This window comes from Labrenzia sp. R5_0 (assembly GCF_017743835.1).
Classification (GTDB): Bacteria; Pseudomonadota; Alphaproteobacteria; order Rhizobiales; family Stappiaceae; genus Roseibium; species Roseibium algicola.
The window spans coordinates 360,444-376,968 of the sequence record NZ_JAGHRK010000005.1; the positions used below are offsets into that span (position 1 = coordinate 360,444).

Consider the following 16,525-nt stretch of genomic DNA (forward strand, 5'->3'; position numbering starts at 1 on the left):
CCAGCCGTCCAGCTTCACCGCGCCTTGCGATCGAACCTGTGCCGCAACCGCAATGCTTCATAGCCGTATGGCGAAAACGCACGGCCTTCAAGACGATGGGGCCCCTCCTTGCGCATTGATGAGGTCATGCCTTTCACGGATTTCCTGCGGCCACTGTGCCTTGATCCAGGACAGAACGGCGATGATTTCGGTATCTGTCAGCACTCCTTCGAACGCCGGCATGTTCGAATTGAAATTCTCAAGGCCAACCGCCTTCGCGGTGCCATGTTTCGTGATACGGAACAGCAGGTCGTCCTGATGATGCCAGGTGTGCCCGGTTTCGTCGTGCGGCGGGGCCTTCAGGGAACCGTCCGGATTGGCGTCCATCCAGTCGCGCTCGCCTTTCAGGTCGTCTCCGTGGCAAGCTGCGCAATTCTGCGCGTAAATGTCTGCTCCCAAACGCACAAGCTTGAGGTCGCCCGGCTTCAGCCGGACGACACCTTCGTCAACATCGGGGGGTGCCAGGAGGAAAATGGCACTGGCGACGACGATCACCACTGCCGCAGAAAGTGCGCCGAGCAAGATGCGGCTTCTCATGGCTTCTCTCCTTCAGATGGTCAGCCGTCCCTCTCCAGGAGATAGGTTGCTATTGCTTCCCGGTCCTCTTCAGACAGGAAAGCAGTGCCGTCGCGCACGACCTCGCCCATGGAGCCGCCAAAGACATCCCCATCGGGCATAATCCCGGTTTTCAGCGCATACTGAAGAGAACTTATCGTCCAGCCCTGTCTCTTCAGCGCGGCACTCGTGATGGGTGGCGACTTGCCGCCGTCAGGCAGTTCGCTGGCGCCATGCAGAGCCAATTCCGCCTGACGTGCACCAGCGGCATTTCTAGGGGTGTGGCAAGCGCCGCAATGAGCCGGTCCCTCAACAATGAACTTGCCCCTGTTCCAGAGATCAGAGCGCGCAGGATCCGGGTCGAATGTCTCCGGCACGTAAAACAGTCCGCGCCAGAGTTTCAGGCCCATTCTGAGATTGAATGGCGGCAACATGTCATGTGGTGTCGATGCTTCAGCAACGGAGGGAACCGTCTTGAAGGCTGCCCACAGGTCCGCGATATCCTGGTCGCTCAAGGAACCGTAAAACGGATAGGGAAACGACGGATAGTAGGGCTCCCCTTCCGGCGAAATACCCTGTCGCACCGCCGCTGCAAAATCCTGCAAGTTCCAGTTTCCGATGCCGTGATCCGGATCCGTCGTCAGGTTGGGCGAATAGAACGTGCCGAAGTCCGTCGGCAGCCTGACACCGCCAGCCAGAGGTTTCCCGCCACCTTCCGTATTGGTATGGCAGGCGATACATCCCGACATCCTGGCAAGATAGGCGCCGCGGCCCGGATCGCCGGCAAGGACTTCGATCCGTTCGGGCTTGTCGACAGGCCAGAGGTAAAGCACGGCGAACGCCGCTCCCGCCAACGCGGGAGCAACGATCGCAACAATGAGCCAGAGGCGCATCGATCAGTTTTTCTCGACCCTGAATTTTGAGTGACAGGCCGAACAGGTCTGCGCGACCATGTTGAAAAGCCCGTCCGCAGGCATCTGGGCCAACATTTCGGGATCGGCCATGTGACCGGCGTTCCCCATCATGCCACCCGACCCCATCATACCACCCTGGGACATCATGGAATTTCCACCCATCATGGTGTCTTGCCCCATCATGCCCGACTGACCCGTCATACCTGCACCGCCCTTGCCGTGTGCCAGGCCGTTTTCGGCCGCTGCGCCAAGTCCTGCTGCAAAAACGTCCAGCTGTTTTGCGAGCTCAGAGAATTCTTCCCAGTCGGTCCAGATTTCCGGTTTCGCCTCCGATGGGCCTTCGATGCTGTGTTCCGGGAACAGCTTGGTCAGGGCCTCGCCGGAATGGGACTGGATAACCGCAGCGCCCTCACGCACTGCGTCCGCATCATAGTCCTTTTCTCCACGCATGATGGCGGTCAGCGACTTCATCACGTCGCCCATCTCATCCATCGCGTCCATGCGTTCCTTGACGATTCCGGACGCCCCACCATGTGCAAAGGCGCCAGCAACGCCTGCAAGCAACAGCGCGCCAGTCACTGATATAACCGTAAGTTTCATTGATCTTGTCCTGTATCCAGATTGCGTGGCGGATATTCCGCCTCAAGCGATTTCAAACGGATAAAGGAGCCGGTCGCGGGGGAGGCGGATCAATCTTCCACACCCGGGACACATTGGACACCACGGTGTCACGGACGCTGTCTTCGATGAGGTCAGGGATGCTCAGATGCTCGTCATCCGTCAACGCCAGCAAATAGGCCCCACAATGCACGGTTTCATGATCTGCCACATTGTGATCGGAATGGTTTGAAGCATGATCGTGGGGAATATCGCCGCCGGAGGCGGCAGCGGTTTCATGTGAATGTTCGTGGGCAGTTCCGGCAAGCGAATGACTGAACGATCCTCCGGCAGCAACGAAGGCCGCCACGAGGAGCATTTTCAAAGTCGTCCAAAAGCAAGACTGCAACCGCATCAACAATGACCTACTGGATCCTGTTTGCCAGCAACGAACCCGAACCTGTGTCACAATCCGGTGAACCTGCGCCCCGGTCAACCCTTCTCTGGCCGGCATATTGCCGATCCGCACCATTAAAGCTTGATCGAGGCCGTCTTGTGGGCACTCAGGCCAATGTCCTCAAAGCAGCGTATGATCTTGGTCGGTAGCCCGGAATGGCGCGAAGGTTCTCCAATGTTCAAGTCACCCCCTCCTATTCAGCAGGCGGGGCTTCGGCACTTGGCGTAAAAGCGACCCTGGACCTTGCTTCATCCATCACTGGCGCGATCCGGCGAAGTCGCAAGGCATTGGTGAGGACGAACACAGACGACAACGCCATGGCGCCTGCTGCAAGAACGGGTGACAGCAACAGGCCAAAGGCTGGATAAAGCGCTCCGGCGGCCACCGGGATCAGGGCCGTGTTGTAGGCAAATGCCCAGAACAGGTTTTCCTTGATGTTGCGCATGGTGCGGCGCGACACTTCGTAAGCGTTCACGACGCCTCTCAGATCGCCCGACATCAGCACGACATCGGCGGATTCAATCGCCACATCGGTACCTGTGCCGATCGCGATACCGACATCGGCATGGGCGAGGGCAGGGGCATCATTGATGCCATCTCCAACGAAGGCGATACGGCCCTCGTCACCCTTGAGTTCAGTCAGGGCGTCAACCTTGCCGTCGGGCAGAACACCCGCGATGACGATGTCGATCCCGGTTTCCGCGGCAATTGCCTCGGCGGTTTCCCGTTTGTCGCCGGTGATCATCGCGACCTTCAACCCCAGCTCATGAAGCGCTGCAATTGCGGCCCGGCTCGATGGTTTGACCGGGTCGGCAACTCCGACAACAGCAGCAATTCTGCCGTCAATGGCTGCATAGAGAGCTGTGCGCCCACGGGTCGCCAGCCTGACCTCCTCGTCCACCAGCGCATCGGTCGCAATACCTTCGCGCTTCATCAGCCGGTCAGCGCCGACGAGCACCCGTTGACCGTTCACAATAGCGGAAACACCATGACCGGTGATGGAGTTGAACTCACTGACCGCGAACCTTTCCACGCTCTCCTTGCCCGCTGCCCGCACGATGGCCTCGGCAACAGGATGTTCAGAGCGAGCCTCAACCGCGGCAATGCGCGACAGAACGAAAGAGCGTTCAAAACCGTCCGCCAGGACGAGGTCGGTCAGTTCCGGCCGGCCCTCCGTTACGGTGCCCGTCTTGTCCAGCGCAACAATGTCCACGTCGGCAAGCTGCTGCAGAGCGTCCCCCTTGCGGAACAGGACGCCCATCTCGGCTGCCCTGCCGGTGCCCACCATGATCGATGTCGGCGTTGCAAGGCCCATGGCACACGGACACGCGATGATGAGCACCGACACACCGGCCACAAGGGCCAGCGTCAATGCCGGGTCCGGACCGAATGTCAGCCACACCAGGACCGTGGCCACGGCAACGGCCATGACGGCGGGAACGAACCACAGCGTGATGCGGTCCACCAGACCCTGGATCGGCAGCTTGGCGCCCTGGGCTTCCTCGACCATGCGGATGATCTGCGAAAGGGTCGTATCGGCACCGACACGCGTTGCCTTGAACTGAAGTCCTCCAGTGCCATTCACCGTGCCCCCAGTCACCGCGCTGCCTGCCGATTTCGCGACAGGCACGGGCTCGCCGGTGATCATGCTTTCATCGACGTGGGAGAACCCTTCGACCACTTCACCGTCAACCGCGAGACGCTCTCCTGGGCGCACCACGACGATGTCGCCAATAGCCAGCGTTTCGATAGGCACTTCCACCATCTCTTCGTCCCGCAGCACGCGGGCCGACTTGACCTGAAGGCCGAGGAGGCTCTGGATGGCCGCGCCGGTGCGCCCCTTTGCCCTGGCCTCCAGGAAACGGCCCAACAGGATCAGAACGACAATCACGGCGGCTGCCTCGAAATAAACGGCGCGAACCTCGGCGGGCACCAGATCCGGCAGGAAGGTGGCAACCACCGAATAGAGATAGGCGGCTCCGGTTCCCACGGCCACCAGGCTGTTCATGTCGGGCGCCCCTTTCAAGAGCGCCGGAAACCCCTTCAGATAGAAAGATCGGCCCGGACCGAAAAGCACCACGCTCGTCAGCACGAACTGCAGGATCCAGCTCATTTGCTGACCAATGGTCACCGCGATCAGGTGGTGAAAAGCGGGGATCAAATGCCCGCCCATTTCGATCAGGAACACGGGCAAGGCAAAGGCTGCGGCAATCGCCATCTTGCGCGCCAGCTCACGGGCTTCTTCCGCCTTGCGTTCACTGCGATCCTGAGACGTTCCTGCGTCTGCCAGACTTGCAGGATAGCCGGCATCCGTGCTGGCCTTCACCAGCTCCTGAACGGTTGTGGCACCTTCTGCAAAGACGATCGTTGCCGTTTCGGCCGCAAGATTGACGCTGGCACTGAGGACCCCGGGCACCGCCAGCAACGCCTTGTCGACACGTCCGACACAAGAGGCACAGGACATGGACTGAATAGTCAGCGTGACCGTCTGCGTTCGCGCCGGATAGCCGAGATCATCCAGTTTGGCGACAACGGCGGTGATCTTGTCAGGAGTGGCCGTAAACTGCGCGCTTTCAGTTGCCAGGTTCACACCGACATCTTCAAGCCCTTCGACAGCCGCCAGGCCGCGCTCGACGCGTCCGACACACGATGCGCATGACATTCCCTGAACCGACAAGGAGAATTTCTGTTGCCCAGACATGGGTCCAACTCCGGCATGGATTGTTCGATTTCCCTCAAATGAGGCTTCCAGTCACTGGAAGGTCAAGGATCGTTCAAGATATTTTTCAAACTTTTTTCTTCTTGACCCTCCAGCCGCTGGAACCGGGAAAAACAGAAAATCGATCAACTACGGAGCCAATCATGAAGTTCAGCGTTCCAGATTTGAGCTGTGGTCACTGCAAGGCAACCATCGGCAAGTCCATTGAGCAGGCGGACGGATCTGCCCAAGTCGAATTCGACATGGCGAACAGGACCGTGACCGTGACGAGCGCCCGGTCCGCACAGGAAATCGCAGGCGTTCTCAAGGAGGCCGGCTACAGTTCCGAACTGTTGCAGCAAACCCCGTAAGGGAGTGAACGTCATTCCGGATCGCTTGACCGGAGCGTTCGGCAACCTGTTTTGACGGAGATCGGTATGTCATCCGACTACAAGAAAAACAGCCTGACACTCTTCGATGCGATCGCCATGGGGACCGGTGTCATGATCGGTGCGGGCATTCTCGCCCTCACCGGTCAGATTGCCGAACTGGCCGGTCCTCTTTTCCCTTTCGTCTTCATATCCGGCGCCGTCGTTACCGCCTTCAGCGCCTACACCTACATCAAGATGTCCAATGCCTATCCGTCTGCGGGTGGCATCGGCATGATCCTGCAGAAAGCCTATGGCCCGACCGCAATAACCGCAGGGGCTGCGCTTCTGATGGCTCTTTCCATGGTCATCAATGAAAGTCTGGTCGCGCGTACCTTCGCAAGCTACCTCCTGCGCGGCCTCGACCTGCCGCCTTCCGGCTGGCTTCTTCCCGCCATCAGCGTCGGCGTCATCCTGTTCGCCTTTCTCATCAACATTTCTGGCAACAGGTCGATAGGGCTCTTTTCAACCATCATGGCTGCGTTGAAGGTCGGTGGTATCGCGCTGTTCGGTTTCGCCGCACTTTGGGCTGGCGGATTTTCGTTTGAAGCGACCGGGGAGGGGACAGATCTCGGAGGATTGTCAGGGTTCATTGCCTCGACCGCGCTGGCAATACTTGCCTTCAAGGGCTTCACGACGATTACCAACAGCGGTGCAGAAATCACGGATCCGCATCACAATGTGGGCAGGGCAATCGTGGCGACAATCAGCATCTGTATCCTTGTCTACCTGCTGGTGGCCTTCGCGGTTGGTTCAAGTCTGCCGCTGGAGAAAATCATCGAGGCAAAGGACTACGCGCTGGCAGAAGCTGCCAAGCCCACCCTGGGATCGGTCGGCTTCTACCTGACGGTAGCCCTGGCACTCGTGGCAACCAGTTCCGGCCTGATCGCCAGCATGTTTGCAGTGTCCCGGATGCTTGCCATGCTGACCAAAATGAAACTGATCCCCCATAGCCATTTCGGCATGCCGGGCGTGATCCGGGATCATACGCTGGTCTACACCGTGTTTGTCGCCGCCTTGCTGGCCGTCTTCTTCGATCTCAGCCAGATCGCATCACTTGGTGCGTTCTTCTATCTCGTCATGGACATCATCATCCATTGGGGAGTGTTCAGGCATTTGCGTTCAGATGTTGATGCCCGAGGCTGGATTCTACTGATCGCAATCGGTCTGGATGCCGTCGTCCTCGCCGCTTTCGCGATGCTGAAGTTGCAGCACGACCCGGCGATAGTCGCCTATGCCGTCGCCGGCATTAGCGTTGTGTTCCTGTTCGTGAAGGCATTTCTGCATTTCAACCCGCCGGGCGCCGAGGAAGAGCATTCGCACTAACCGGAAAGCCTCTCATACCAACACCGGCACCCATTTTCAGGATATCGCGCGATGTTTTCATCCATTGTTCTGCTGGGCGGCACCGGCGACGTAGGTCGCCGGGTGGTCAACCTCTTGAACGAACACACGGATTGCCGGATTTATCTGGTCTCAAGGAACGGCGGCACGGATACCGAGCGGGTCCGGCACCTGAAGATGGACCTCGGTGCGAAGGAGGCAGAGGACAGGCTCCCGAAAGGCGCCGCGGTCGTGAACCTCACGGAAACGACCTCTCCCACTCTTGCTGCCGCGGTTGTCCGGAAAGGCGGCCTTTTCCTCGATACATCCGCGTCTCCCGAATATGTTTCGGCTCTTGAAAAGACAATATCGGCGGCGGGAGGTCCCGGCACAGGAATTCTGTGCGTCGGAACAGCACCGGGCCTCAGCACGCTCCTGGCGGCTGATCAGGCAGCAAGAACAGGTGCGGCCTCGGTTGATATCGGAATTGAATTGGGCATGGGCCGCCACTACGGCCGTGCCGCAACCGAATGGTTCTTCCAGACGCTCGGGACACCTTATCGCGTCGCCAGGGCCGACCACACAAACACTCAACTACCCGGACGCGTCCGGCGAACATTCCAGTTCGGAACATCCCGCAAGCAGCAACTTGCGATCCGAATTGGTTTCCCCGACCAGGGGATCCCGGTGTCCGGCGCCACAATAGATGTTCGAACTTTTCTTGCCGTCGATCCGCCGATTGTGACGCGGCTAGTGGCCCGGCTGCTGCGATTGGGTCTTGGGCCCTCTCTCGCCCGCCAGGCAAGCACATGGACCAGCATTACCCTGGCCATGCCTGCCCTGGGTGGCTCAAGATCCCGGATTGCCGTTGAAGGGTTTTCAGCGGACGGCAGCAGTATCGGCACGATCCGCATGACTGGAGGCGACCAGGCCGACCTGACGGCCGCGACGGTTGTCGCAACCTTGCTGCAAGCCAGGTTCAGTGACGCTCGCCACAAGGGCGTGACCACCATTTCCGACCACATGTCAATTGAAACTGCGCTGGCAAGTTTACGCAAGCTGCTGCCGGACATGACCATCGACACTCAAACCCAAATCACGACCGGGGTCAGTGATGGGGCGATTGGCCGGACGCCAGTGCGAGATGGTGTTCCTGATGATGCGCTCCCAGTGTCATCACGCCGATAAACCCGAGCCCCGAGAGCTTCTGCAGGTCTGAGGGCTTACTGACGTAAACCGACAGAATTGCGCCGCCGGGCACTTCCGCCACTTCATAGCGGAAACCACGGGTTCCGGTCATGGTGGCGGCATGGGCCGTCAACATCCGCCTGATCGAGTTGGTGACATCGCCGTCTCCCGTAACGGTGAACCGGTAACCATCCTCGACCGGCAAGGTTTTTACATCTGCCCGCAAGGTGACGTTGTCCATGTCGGCAAGATGGTTCCGCAGTGCTTCGATATCGACCCTCGACCAGTCTGTTTCAGGATCTGCTTCAAGGATCGCCACGATTTCCTGAATTGCCGCGAAAGCGGACTGTCCCGGTTCACGCGGAACCGCCTTAGCGGATGATGGTTTGGTGCCATGTGCCGCATGCTGCTCGGCAGAATGGTCATGATGCTGGGTTGTCTGGGTCTCGGTCTGGGCCAGGACCGGAGCGCTGCACACGATGATGGCGGCGGTCAGGGCAAGAATGTACCGGCTCATGGTTTCTCCTTTGCTTTGCGTCCCATCTTGCCTGAGGAACTAAAATCAGAACATGATAGCTATCATGTCGATGGATATTCCCGCCTTCTTTAAAACGTCTGGAACCTTTGAGCGCCGGGTGCCGGCGGGAGCGTATCTGTTCCATCAGAACAGCATGGTGGAGAACCTGTTTCTGGTGACCGCTGGTGAAATACAACTTGTCCGCCACCAGACAGGGGGAGCCGCACTCGTTCTACAACGCGCTTTTCCAGGTGCAGTCGTGGCTGAAGCCTCTGCTTTTGCCGCAACTTATCACTGCGACGCGATCGTCCGATCAGATGCCTGCCTACGTGGGATCTCGAGGCGGCGCTTCCTCGACCTGTTTCGCACTGACCCGAAACTGTCAGAAGCCTGGGCGGCACGGCTTGCCCGCGAGGTACAGACAACTCGCCTGAGGAGCGAAATTCTGGCCCTCAGAACAGTTACGGAACGTCTGGATGCCTGGCTCGCCTGGCACGGCACATTGCCGCCGAAAGGTGAATGGCATCAGATTGCCCGACAGATTGCTGTCAGTCCGGAAGCCCTCTATCGCGAAATCGCGCGACGCCGAAGGGCCAAGGGCCTCTCGTTCGAATGAAATCCCAATTGGTTCGACGGAAAAAGCCCGCTTTTGTGTGAAAAAAGCGCAGATCGCGGGCACCGATGTCGTCAGGCCTTGCTCTTTTTTGTGATTGCGCAGACCGGCTTCCGGATCACTTTTGGATCATCAAATCGTCCTGAAATTAATGTGTTCAATGACCGCTCTTTTGAGCAGATCCCCTTTCAGGGCGTCCGCGTACTGGGGTGGCTGGCGCAAAGCCAGCTTCAGAATGTGACAAGGAGGATCAGATGAAATTCGCCAAGTATCTTGCAATCGGCATCATTGCTTCCGTGATGTCTCTTCCGGCGAAAGCCGCCGATATTGTCGACACGGCTGTCGGCGCAGGCTCGTTCGGCACTCTCGTTGCCGCCGTTCAGGCCGCAGGCCTTGTTGACACCCTGAAAGGGGACGGTCCCTTCACCGTTTTTGCGCCCACCGACGAAGCCTTTGCCGCATTGCCGGCCGGTACCGTTGACGACCTTCTGAAGCCCGAAAACAAGGACAAGCTTGTCGCCATCCTGACTTACCATGTGGTTCCAGGCAAAGTTCTCTCGACAGATCTTTCGGATGGAATGATGGCGAAGACCGTGGAAGGCAGTGAAATCACGGTAGACCTCGACAATGGCGTGATGATCAACGACGCCAATGTCGTGACAGCAGATGTAGCAGCCGACAACGGCGTCATTCACGTGATCGACAAGGTCATTATGCCGCCGATGTAATCCGGTCGTGGAACGCAGGGTTTGCAGGTGCACAACCAAGCTCCGGCAAACCCTGCTTCCGAAAGGCAAACAAACTCGAACAGCGAAAACTTTACTTCGAACCGCTGTTGCGGGCCGCAAGGCTTATCCAGGCCTGTCCGAGAACCAACGGCAGAAAACTCATCGTGCCAGCGACCAGGAGACCCGTAAGTCCTGGCCATGGCAATGCCAGAAGCGCTGACAGATCCGTATTCAGAAGGGCCATTGCGACAAGTGAGAGGCACAACGAGATAGCGCCCCAGACATAACCATTGCGAAGGACATCGCTTTTCCAGAACGGGCCTGTTGCGGCACGCATGTTGAAGACGTTCCAGAGCTGTGACAGTGCCAGCGTCAGAAAGGTAACCGTGATGGCTCTCTCCGTTTCCAGACCAAGCAGAAACAACGCGATGACAAATGCAGCAAGCGTCGAAAACGTAATCGTGCAACCGATATAACCGATCAACATCCAGCGGGACCCGTCGACGATAGGCTCACCGGGGTCCCGCGGCGGGCGCTGCATTACCCCGTCTTCCCCCTTTCCGAGCCCCAGGGCAAAAGCGGGGAAGACATCGGTCACCAGGTTGAGGAACAGGATCTGAAGTGGCAGGAGTGGGACAGGCAGGCCAACACCAACCGCAATGCCGACAATCAACACCTCGCTGACGTTGCAGGACATCAGATAAACGACGAACTTGCGGATATTCTCGAAAATGATCCTGCCCTGGCGCATTGCGGCGATGATCGTCGCGAAGTCGTCGTCCTTCAGGACAATGTCGGAAGCTTCACGGGCAACCTGTGTGCCGCGCTTACCCATGGCAATTCCGATATCCGCTTTCTTGAGCGCCGGAGCGTCATTGACGCCGTCGCCAGTCATGGCGACCACATGTCCGCCATCCTGAAAGAGTGAAACCAGGTTCAGCTTGGTGTCGGGTGCCACCCTTGCAAAGACATCGGTCGCCATGAGCTGTTCGCGCTGCTCTGCCGTCGCCTGTGCCAGGTCGATCCCGTTTAACTCATGGCCGGACAGCACTTTCAGGCCGGATGTTCCGATGCCTGCGTCCTGTGCGATCTTCGCCGCGGTCTCGGCATGGTCACCGGTCATCATCACAACCCGGACACCCGCCTGCTGACTGGCCCTGATCGCTCCTGGAACGTCTTCCCGTATCGGATCAAGAAAGCAGACCAGTGCGACCAGCGTCAGACCTTCATAAGGATCTTCGGAAGGTGTTGCTGCCGTCTTGAAGGCAAGGGCGAGGAGACGCTGGCCGCATCGGGCTGCCTCTTCCTGACGGCCGCGCCACGCGGCACGGTCCGCATCCGTGAAGGCGCGGGTACCTTCGGTTCCAAGAACCTCTGATGCCGCGTTCAGGACGGCTTCCGGAGCGCCCTTGACGGCATAAAGAAAGTGCCCGTCACCATGATGGACCGTCGCCATCATCTTGCGTTGTGGAGTGAAAGCAAACTTTTCTGCCGGCTTCATTGTCTGCAGCAGGCGAGATCTCGCAAGACCCGCGGCAGATGCAGTGGCCAGCAACGATATCTCCATCGGATCACCGATCCGCACTTCATCCGGACCATCTGAATATTCCGCCGAATTGCACAGCGCACCAATCCTGAGAGCGACGGAAAGGCCCTCCGTGGAAGCTGGTTCGATGTCCCGGCCTTCTGAACAAAAGCGAATGCCGTTGCCTTCATGCAAAATGGCGATATCCGCGCTGTCGAGAAGATAACGGACGGCCGTCATCCGGTTTTCCGTCAAGGTTCCGGTCTTGTCGGTCAGGATCAGTGTCGTCGCCCCTAGCGTCTCTACAGCCGAAAGTTCGGTGACGAGCGCGTTGCGGGCCGCCATGCGCCACATGCCTCTGGCCAGGCACAACGTCGCCACGATCGGCAGACCTTCCGGAATGGCGGCAACCGCAAGCGCAATTCCGGTTTTCAGCATCTCTGACAGAGGATGACCCCAGAGAATGCCTGCCATGATCGTGAGCGCGGCAAGCACCAGCGTCAGCCAGACCAACTTCTGCCCCAGCCTGTCCAGTCTCCTTTCGAGGGGAGAGATTTCGGCGTCGGCCTGCTGCGCAAGAGCGCTGATCCGGCCAAGTTCCGTCGACATGCCGGTGGCAACAACGATGCCTTCGCCAAGCCCCTGGGTGACCGCCGTTCCGCTGAAAGCCATGTTGAAGCGTTCGGCAAGCACCGTGTCTTCGGCCATCGTGGAAGTCTGCTTTTCAACCGGAGCGCTTTCCCCGGTCAGCAGGGACTCATCGCAATGAAGATCGGAAGCGGCCGTGAGCCGAAGGTCAGCCGTGACGACGTCTCCTGCCTCAAGGATCACGATGTCTCCAGGAACCAGCGCCGTTGCCTCGATCTCAAGCACCTTGCCGCCTCGGCGCACACGGGAGTGCGTCGTGGTGATCCGCAACAGGGCTTCCATCGACCGGGCCGCGCGCAACTCGGTGAAGAATCCGATGGCACCGTTCAGAACCAGAACGATGGAAATCGCGATCGCGTCGGCGAAGTCGCCCAGAAGCAGAGACATGAAAACGGCGGCTGCAAGAAGCCAGACGATGATGCTCGCAAATTGATGGGCAAGGATTGCGAATGCACTCTTGGTTTTCAGCTCGCGAAACCTGTTGGTGCCGTAACGCCGTCGACGCCTGACAACTTCATCCTCCCCGAGCCCCGCCATGGGGTGAACCGAAAGCTCCTGAGCAACCACTTCAGGGTCGATTGCGAAGGGAGTGTCGATGCTGGTTTGGTGCAAACGGTTCAGGGCTGATGGATCCGTCGAGGAAGCGGCAACTTGGCCGTTCAGGATAAGATGAGAATGCTGAATACACTTGTATCACGGACGAATTCTCGCGGGTGGAACGCGGTACGCCAAGTCGGGACCAATGCTTATTCCACCCGGAACACCCTGCCGACTGGCTACGTAGTCACCACCAGTTTGCCTCTCAATCGTTTTCCCGGACAATGCAGATGAAGCTCTGTACGGCGCGCGCCCACGCAGGCGAACAGGGGAGGGAGCCGGTACGATGACCTACAAAACGATACTCGCAATAACGGAACTAGATGTCTCCACGGAAACCGTCAGCAAGGCTGTCACGGTAGCGAGGGCTTTTGATGCTCATCTCACGGTGTTACCGATCGGTGAAGTCCCGCAGCTGCCGTTCTACGGATCTGGCGGGCACGGATACATCGAAATCTGGGCGAAGGAATTCGACCAGCGAAAGATCGAGCTGACATCCCTTGCATCCCGAATAGAAGCACAGCTTGCAAGGGAAGGTATCTCGTTCGACGTCCGGCCAAGTCTGTCTTCTACCGCTCGCCAAGACAATCTTGTTGCCCGCCATGCCATCTATTGTGATCTTGCTGTTGTCCTGCGCTCCGTGGAGCAAGAGCTCAATTCCGTCGAAAAGAATGCGATCGATGGAGCGCTGTTCGATTCCGGCCGGCCCGTGCTTTATGTTCCCAATTCCTTCAAGGCCGACCGCATTGGCACAAAAGTGGCCATCGCCTGGAATTCACGGCGGGAAGCTGCCCGTGCCGTATCCGAGTCGCTGCCGTTTCTGAAGTCAGCCGAGGACAACACGCTGCTGCTGGTTGACCCGGTCGTCGGCGACAATGATCACGGGGAAGACCCTGGCAGCGATATCGCAACGGTCCTTGCCCGCCACGGACTCGGCATTTCCGTTCAAAGCGTAGCGTCCGCCGACAGGCCCGTGTCCGAAGCCTTGCTGGACAGTGTGCGCGAATTGGGAGCCGACCTTCTGGTAATGGGTGCCTACGGACATTCACGCCTGCGGGAGAACATTCTGGGAGGCACAACACGGGAATTGCTGGAGCAAACCGTCATCCCCCTGTTGCTGTCGCGCTGAACGACGCAGCTTCCGGCCCCTGGATTTGTCAGGGGCCAGAGGCCCGCGAAAGGCTCAATGCTGACCTTTACCGCGCACGCCGTTACGTTCGCCACGAATACACCGTTGGATTTTCGGCTTGTTCCTCGCTGAGTTCTGCACTCTGCTCCTTAGCTCTGATCCATGTATTCATCCTCGTCATCAATGTGACGATTGGCAAAATCGAACCAGTTCATGCCGTTTTGCCGCTGGGTCATTACCGGTTGTGCGCCGGGGAAGCTGGGGCTGGGCGTAATGGGGGGAGGCATGCCGATCGGATCTACCTCGTCCATTTTCGAATCCAGTGGGTCCGCAATGCGCCAGAACATTTGGTCATCGACGGAGCTGTGGGTGTTGTCGATCTGGTAGCGTTTGAGCAGCGAGTTCGTGTCGTTCAAGGTCAGGTCTACCTGGAATCCCGAGGGGCAAAGCCCGCGGGTGTGCGACAGAGAACCATTGTAATAAAGATGCACGGTCATCTTCACCAGATTGTCGTGCGCTTCTTGCTGCTGCGCGATCTCATGAACCTCGACTTCCATTCGCCGCCATTCGCCGTTCCGTTGGAATTGCGACCATTGCGGACAGATATTGGCCGGGACATCGGGCCCACCCAACTCCAGAGCAATGATGTGTCCCTTGTCCATGTCGACCTTGCCGCTATTGCGTGGGCTGATCAGTTTGGCCTTCTTGGGAATGCGCTTGGTCGCGCCAATCCGGAAACCCGAAAACGGCTCCGGCGCCGACTTACGGCCCGACGTGGTGTCAAGAGGATAGACATATCCATAGACCGAGGTCTGCCGCTCGTACTGATGATGGGTTCCAGGGGCAATGATTTCAGTCAATACAGTCACCGCACCGTATTCGTCGGGACGTTTTTCTTTTCGATCGTACAAAGTGTTGAAGGTGTAGACAGGCATCCGGCAGACCCCTTGATAGCTGATCAAGTCATTGGTTGTGAAAATATGTCAATAAACGCGAATGTTGCAGACAGAGAAGATCCGTTCAAGTAACGGATGCAGTTTGATCGTTTTTAGAAGGATTGAACATCCCGTCTGCATTCTTTGGAACGCAGGTTACTCCGGGCCAGGAGACCGACGGCGGAAAGGTCCAGCGTACCGCCATCACGAACGACACTTGGAGCTAGGAGCTTCGCCGCTGAACATGGCATCAAAAGCCACAGTCGGTGTCATTTCCAGATAAATCGTCGATCAGTGTCGTCCAGGGATCATCACAATTCGGCAAAGTGACAATTTCGCCTGACACCAGCGTTCAATCTTGCGGCGCACATGCAACGTCAGGGTGACTGTATTTTGATCCCATGACACAATCCTCCTGTTTGATAACCTATTGGCTTCAAACAGAAGTCGCACTTGGGAATAGCGCGCACCCAGCTACAAGCGAGAATCGCGTAATTTGGATTATGGAATATTTTTAGCGCGGGCGACATTTCGGAATGCAGCCCGCGCTTTTCTGGTCGTGATGTCAGTTTGCAGGCGTAACGTTTCTATCCGCTTCGGAATCAATCAGCTCCTCAGGAGCTTTCTCGACCGGCGCATTGTTCAGATCTTGAGCGGTTGCCGGCCTGGTTTCATTCACGCTTTCATCAGCTGGAACAGGCCGATATGCAGCTTCCTCGAAGGGCTCCAGCGCATCCAGCTTTTCTGCGGTCGTTTCAACCACCAGCACTTCGCTATCGTTGCGATCTTCGAACTTCACAAGGCCATACTCGATCGCGACGTTTTTCTCGCCCAGGCCAAGAAAGCCTCCGACTCCGATCACGATTGCCTGAATCTGACCGTCAGGACCCACAGTGAAGTCGTTGACGTCGCCAATTGCTTCAGACTCTTCGCTCGTACCATTGTAGACCGTTCGGCCAAGGAGGTCCGTGGCTAGGTGTCCTTCTGCCTTTTTCACCATTTGAACGGGCTCAGGGGTGGCAGGAGTTGCCGGCACGGTAGTCGTAGGTACTTCAGTCGAGCTTTGCGCATACGCACCGCCGACCATGAACAGTCCGATTGCGGACGCAGTGACAAGTTCACGTAGCATTGTGACTCTCCCAGATTGAAGTCGCCGGTATCTGACAGGGATGAGGCGACGATATGGGAGTAACGCTCCGGAAATCGCCGAGTTCCGCCGCATTTCAAGATTGAAACAGAATGTGAATGTACTGCTCTCGTTTGCAGCCATAAATTGAAACTGAGATCGGGAGTACTGAGCTTCCCGAGAACGCGTAGCTGTACCTGCAAGGCATTCTCTGTGAGCCGATCTTCAGTTTCCGAAGATTCTTCAGCGCCGTGAACGTATTTCAAGACCAACGCAATTCCGGCGGAAAACGTGCTCGTTAACTTGCCGACAAGCCTGGGTTTGCAGAACAACCGAATGCCTCGAGCCGGATCCACAAAAGATAGCCACGTTGCAAGTCCGCGAGACGCGGTTCTTATCAACCCGGCGGTTATGAAGTCAGTGTATTTCCACAGCAAAAGTGGAACTCATTCCATATGCATATCCATGTTCGCATGATCAGCGGAAGAGATATTAATTCAATCAACTC

The 16,525-nt window shown here is 57.8% G+C and carries 15 protein-coding genes; 6 read left to right on the forward strand and 9 right to left on the reverse strand.

The genetic code is table 11. The features are described from left to right. Positions 1 to 87: 87 nt before the first annotated feature. The 5 genes from J7447_RS25030 to J7447_RS25050 all read right to left on the reverse strand — a co-directional run bounded on the left by J7447_RS25030 (position 88) and on the right by J7447_RS25050 (position 5,263). Positions 88 to 576 (reverse strand): cytochrome c, encoded by a 489-nt coding sequence (locus J7447_RS25030; RefSeq protein WP_209171288.1) that lies wholly within the window; start codon positions 574 to 576, stop codon positions 88 to 90. 20 nt (positions 577 to 596) lie between these two features. After that, the gene (locus J7447_RS25035) at positions 597 to 1,487 is read right to left on the reverse strand and encodes a cytochrome c (protein WP_209171289.1); all 891 of its coding nucleotides are present in this window, start codon (positions 1,485 to 1,487) and stop codon (positions 597 to 599) included. 3 nt (positions 1,488 to 1,490) lie between these two features. Continuing rightward, entirely contained in the window at positions 1,491 to 2,108 is a 618-nt protein-coding gene (locus tag J7447_RS25040) for a cytochrome c (protein WP_209171290.1), read from the reverse strand. A 52-nt stretch (positions 2,109 to 2,160) separates the two neighbouring features. Beyond that, the gene (locus J7447_RS25045) at positions 2,161 to 2,484 is read right to left on the reverse strand and encodes a hypothetical protein (RefSeq protein WP_055661045.1); all 324 of its coding nucleotides are present in this window, start codon (positions 2,482 to 2,484) and stop codon (positions 2,161 to 2,163) included. Between the two features lie 271 nt (positions 2,485 to 2,755). Continuing rightward, entirely contained in the window at positions 2,756 to 5,263 is a 2,508-nt protein-coding gene (locus tag J7447_RS25050) for a heavy metal translocating P-type ATPase (protein ID WP_209171291.1), read from the reverse strand. A gap of 161 nt (positions 5,264 to 5,424) precedes the next feature. Between J7447_RS25050 and J7447_RS25055 the strand changes: the two genes are divergently transcribed. The 3 genes from J7447_RS25055 (at position 5,425) to J7447_RS25065 (ending at position 8,199) form a co-directional block, all read left to right on the forward strand. After that, positions 5,425 to 5,631, forward strand: a complete 207-nt coding sequence (locus J7447_RS25055; protein WP_209171292.1) for a heavy-metal-associated domain-containing protein — start codon at positions 5,425 to 5,427, stop codon at positions 5,629 to 5,631. Between the two features lie 66 nt (positions 5,632 to 5,697). Beyond that, a complete protein-coding gene (locus tag J7447_RS25060; RefSeq protein ID WP_209171293.1) occupies positions 5,698 to 7,014 on the forward strand; it encodes an APC family permease in 1,317 nt (438 codons plus the stop codon). A 51-nt stretch (positions 7,015 to 7,065) separates the two neighbouring features. Further along, positions 7,066 to 8,199: a saccharopine dehydrogenase NADP-binding domain-containing protein gene (locus J7447_RS25065; RefSeq protein WP_209171294.1), complete on the forward strand. Its 1,134-nt coding sequence runs from the start codon at positions 7,066 to 7,068 to the stop codon at positions 8,197 to 8,199. Here the strand turns inward: J7447_RS25065 and J7447_RS25070 are convergent. Continuing rightward, positions 8,120 to 8,716, reverse strand: a complete 597-nt coding sequence (locus J7447_RS25070) for a hypothetical protein (protein WP_209171295.1) — start codon at positions 8,714 to 8,716, stop codon at positions 8,120 to 8,122. The genes J7447_RS25065 and J7447_RS25070 overlap by 80 nt on opposite strands. A gap of 52 nt (positions 8,717 to 8,768) precedes the next feature. Between J7447_RS25070 and J7447_RS25075 the strand changes: the two genes are divergently transcribed. Next, entirely contained in the window at positions 8,769 to 9,332 is a 564-nt protein-coding gene (locus J7447_RS25075; RefSeq protein WP_209171296.1) for a Crp/Fnr family transcriptional regulator, read from the forward strand. 251 nt (positions 9,333 to 9,583) lie between these two features. Continuing rightward, the gene (locus J7447_RS25080; protein ID WP_209171297.1) at positions 9,584 to 10,057 is read left to right on the forward strand and encodes a fasciclin domain-containing protein; all 474 of its coding nucleotides are present in this window, start codon (positions 9,584 to 9,586) and stop codon (positions 10,055 to 10,057) included. A gap of 91 nt (positions 10,058 to 10,148) precedes the next feature. Here J7447_RS25080 and J7447_RS25085 read toward each other — a convergent pair whose 3' ends face one another. Next, complete coding sequence (locus J7447_RS25085) at positions 10,149 to 12,842, reverse strand: cation-transporting P-type ATPase (protein ID WP_286189559.1); 2,694 nt, start codon at positions 12,840 to 12,842, stop codon at positions 10,149 to 10,151. A 271-nt stretch (positions 12,843 to 13,113) separates the two neighbouring features. On the opposite strand from J7447_RS25085, the gene J7447_RS25090 reads away from it, so the two are divergent. After that, a complete protein-coding gene (locus tag J7447_RS25090) occupies positions 13,114 to 13,956 on the forward strand; it encodes a universal stress protein (RefSeq protein ID WP_209171298.1) in 843 nt (280 codons plus the stop codon). Between the two features lie 149 nt (positions 13,957 to 14,105). On the opposite strand, the gene J7447_RS25095 is transcribed toward J7447_RS25090, so the two are convergent. After that, on the reverse strand, positions 14,106 to 14,891 hold the full coding sequence (locus J7447_RS25095) for a DNA/RNA non-specific endonuclease (RefSeq protein WP_168687634.1): 786 nt from the start codon (positions 14,889 to 14,891) through the stop codon (positions 14,106 to 14,108). A gap of 565 nt (positions 14,892 to 15,456) precedes the next feature. Next, positions 15,457 to 15,978 (reverse strand): PRC-barrel domain-containing protein, encoded by a 522-nt coding sequence (locus J7447_RS25100; protein ID WP_187306630.1) that lies wholly within the window; start codon positions 15,976 to 15,978, stop codon positions 15,457 to 15,459. Between the last annotated feature and the right edge of the window lie 547 nt (positions 15,979 to 16,525).

Excerpts from the sequence above, each read along its gene's own strand:
- J7447_RS25030 (WP_209171288.1), bottom strand. The coding sequence starts at position 576 with ATGAGAAGCCGCATCTTGCTCGGCGCACTTTCTGCGGCAGTGGTGATC.
- J7447_RS25035 (WP_209171289.1), bottom strand. The coding sequence starts at position 1,487 with ATGCGCCTCTGGCTCATTGTTGCGATCGTTGCTCCCGCGTTGGCGGGA.
- J7447_RS25040 (WP_209171290.1), bottom strand. The coding sequence starts at position 2,108 with ATGAAACTTACGGTTATATCAGTGACTGGCGCGCTGTTGCTTGCAGGC.
- J7447_RS25045 (WP_055661045.1), bottom strand. The coding sequence starts at position 2,484 with ATGCTCCTCGTGGCGGCCTTCGTTGCTGCCGGAGGATCGTTCAGTCAT.
- J7447_RS25050 (WP_209171291.1), bottom strand. The coding sequence starts at position 5,263 with ATGTCTGGGCAACAGAAATTCTCCTTGTCGGTTCAGGGAATGTCATGC.
- J7447_RS25055 (WP_209171292.1), top strand. The coding sequence starts at position 5,425 with ATGAAGTTCAGCGTTCCAGATTTGAGCTGTGGTCACTGCAAGGCAACC.
- J7447_RS25060 (WP_209171293.1), top strand. The coding sequence starts at position 5,698 with ATGTCATCCGACTACAAGAAAAACAGCCTGACACTCTTCGATGCGATC.
- J7447_RS25065 (WP_209171294.1), top strand. The coding sequence starts at position 7,066 with ATGTTTTCATCCATTGTTCTGCTGGGCGGCACCGGCGACGTAGGTCGC.
- J7447_RS25070 (WP_209171295.1), bottom strand. The coding sequence starts at position 8,716 with ATGAGCCGGTACATTCTTGCCCTGACCGCCGCCATCATCGTGTGCAGC.
- J7447_RS25075 (WP_209171296.1), top strand. The coding sequence starts at position 8,769 with ATGATAGCTATCATGTCGATGGATATTCCCGCCTTCTTTAAAACGTCT.
- J7447_RS25080 (WP_209171297.1), top strand. The coding sequence starts at position 9,584 with ATGAAATTCGCCAAGTATCTTGCAATCGGCATCATTGCTTCCGTGATG.
- J7447_RS25090 (WP_209171298.1), top strand. The coding sequence starts at position 13,114 with ATGACCTACAAAACGATACTCGCAATAACGGAACTAGATGTCTCCACG.
- J7447_RS25095 (WP_168687634.1), bottom strand. The coding sequence starts at position 14,891 with ATGCCTGTCTACACCTTCAACACTTTGTACGATCGAAAAGAAAAACGT.
- J7447_RS25100 (WP_187306630.1), bottom strand. The coding sequence starts at position 15,978 with ATGGTCGGCGGTGCGTATGCGCAAAGCTCGACTGAAGTACCTACGACT.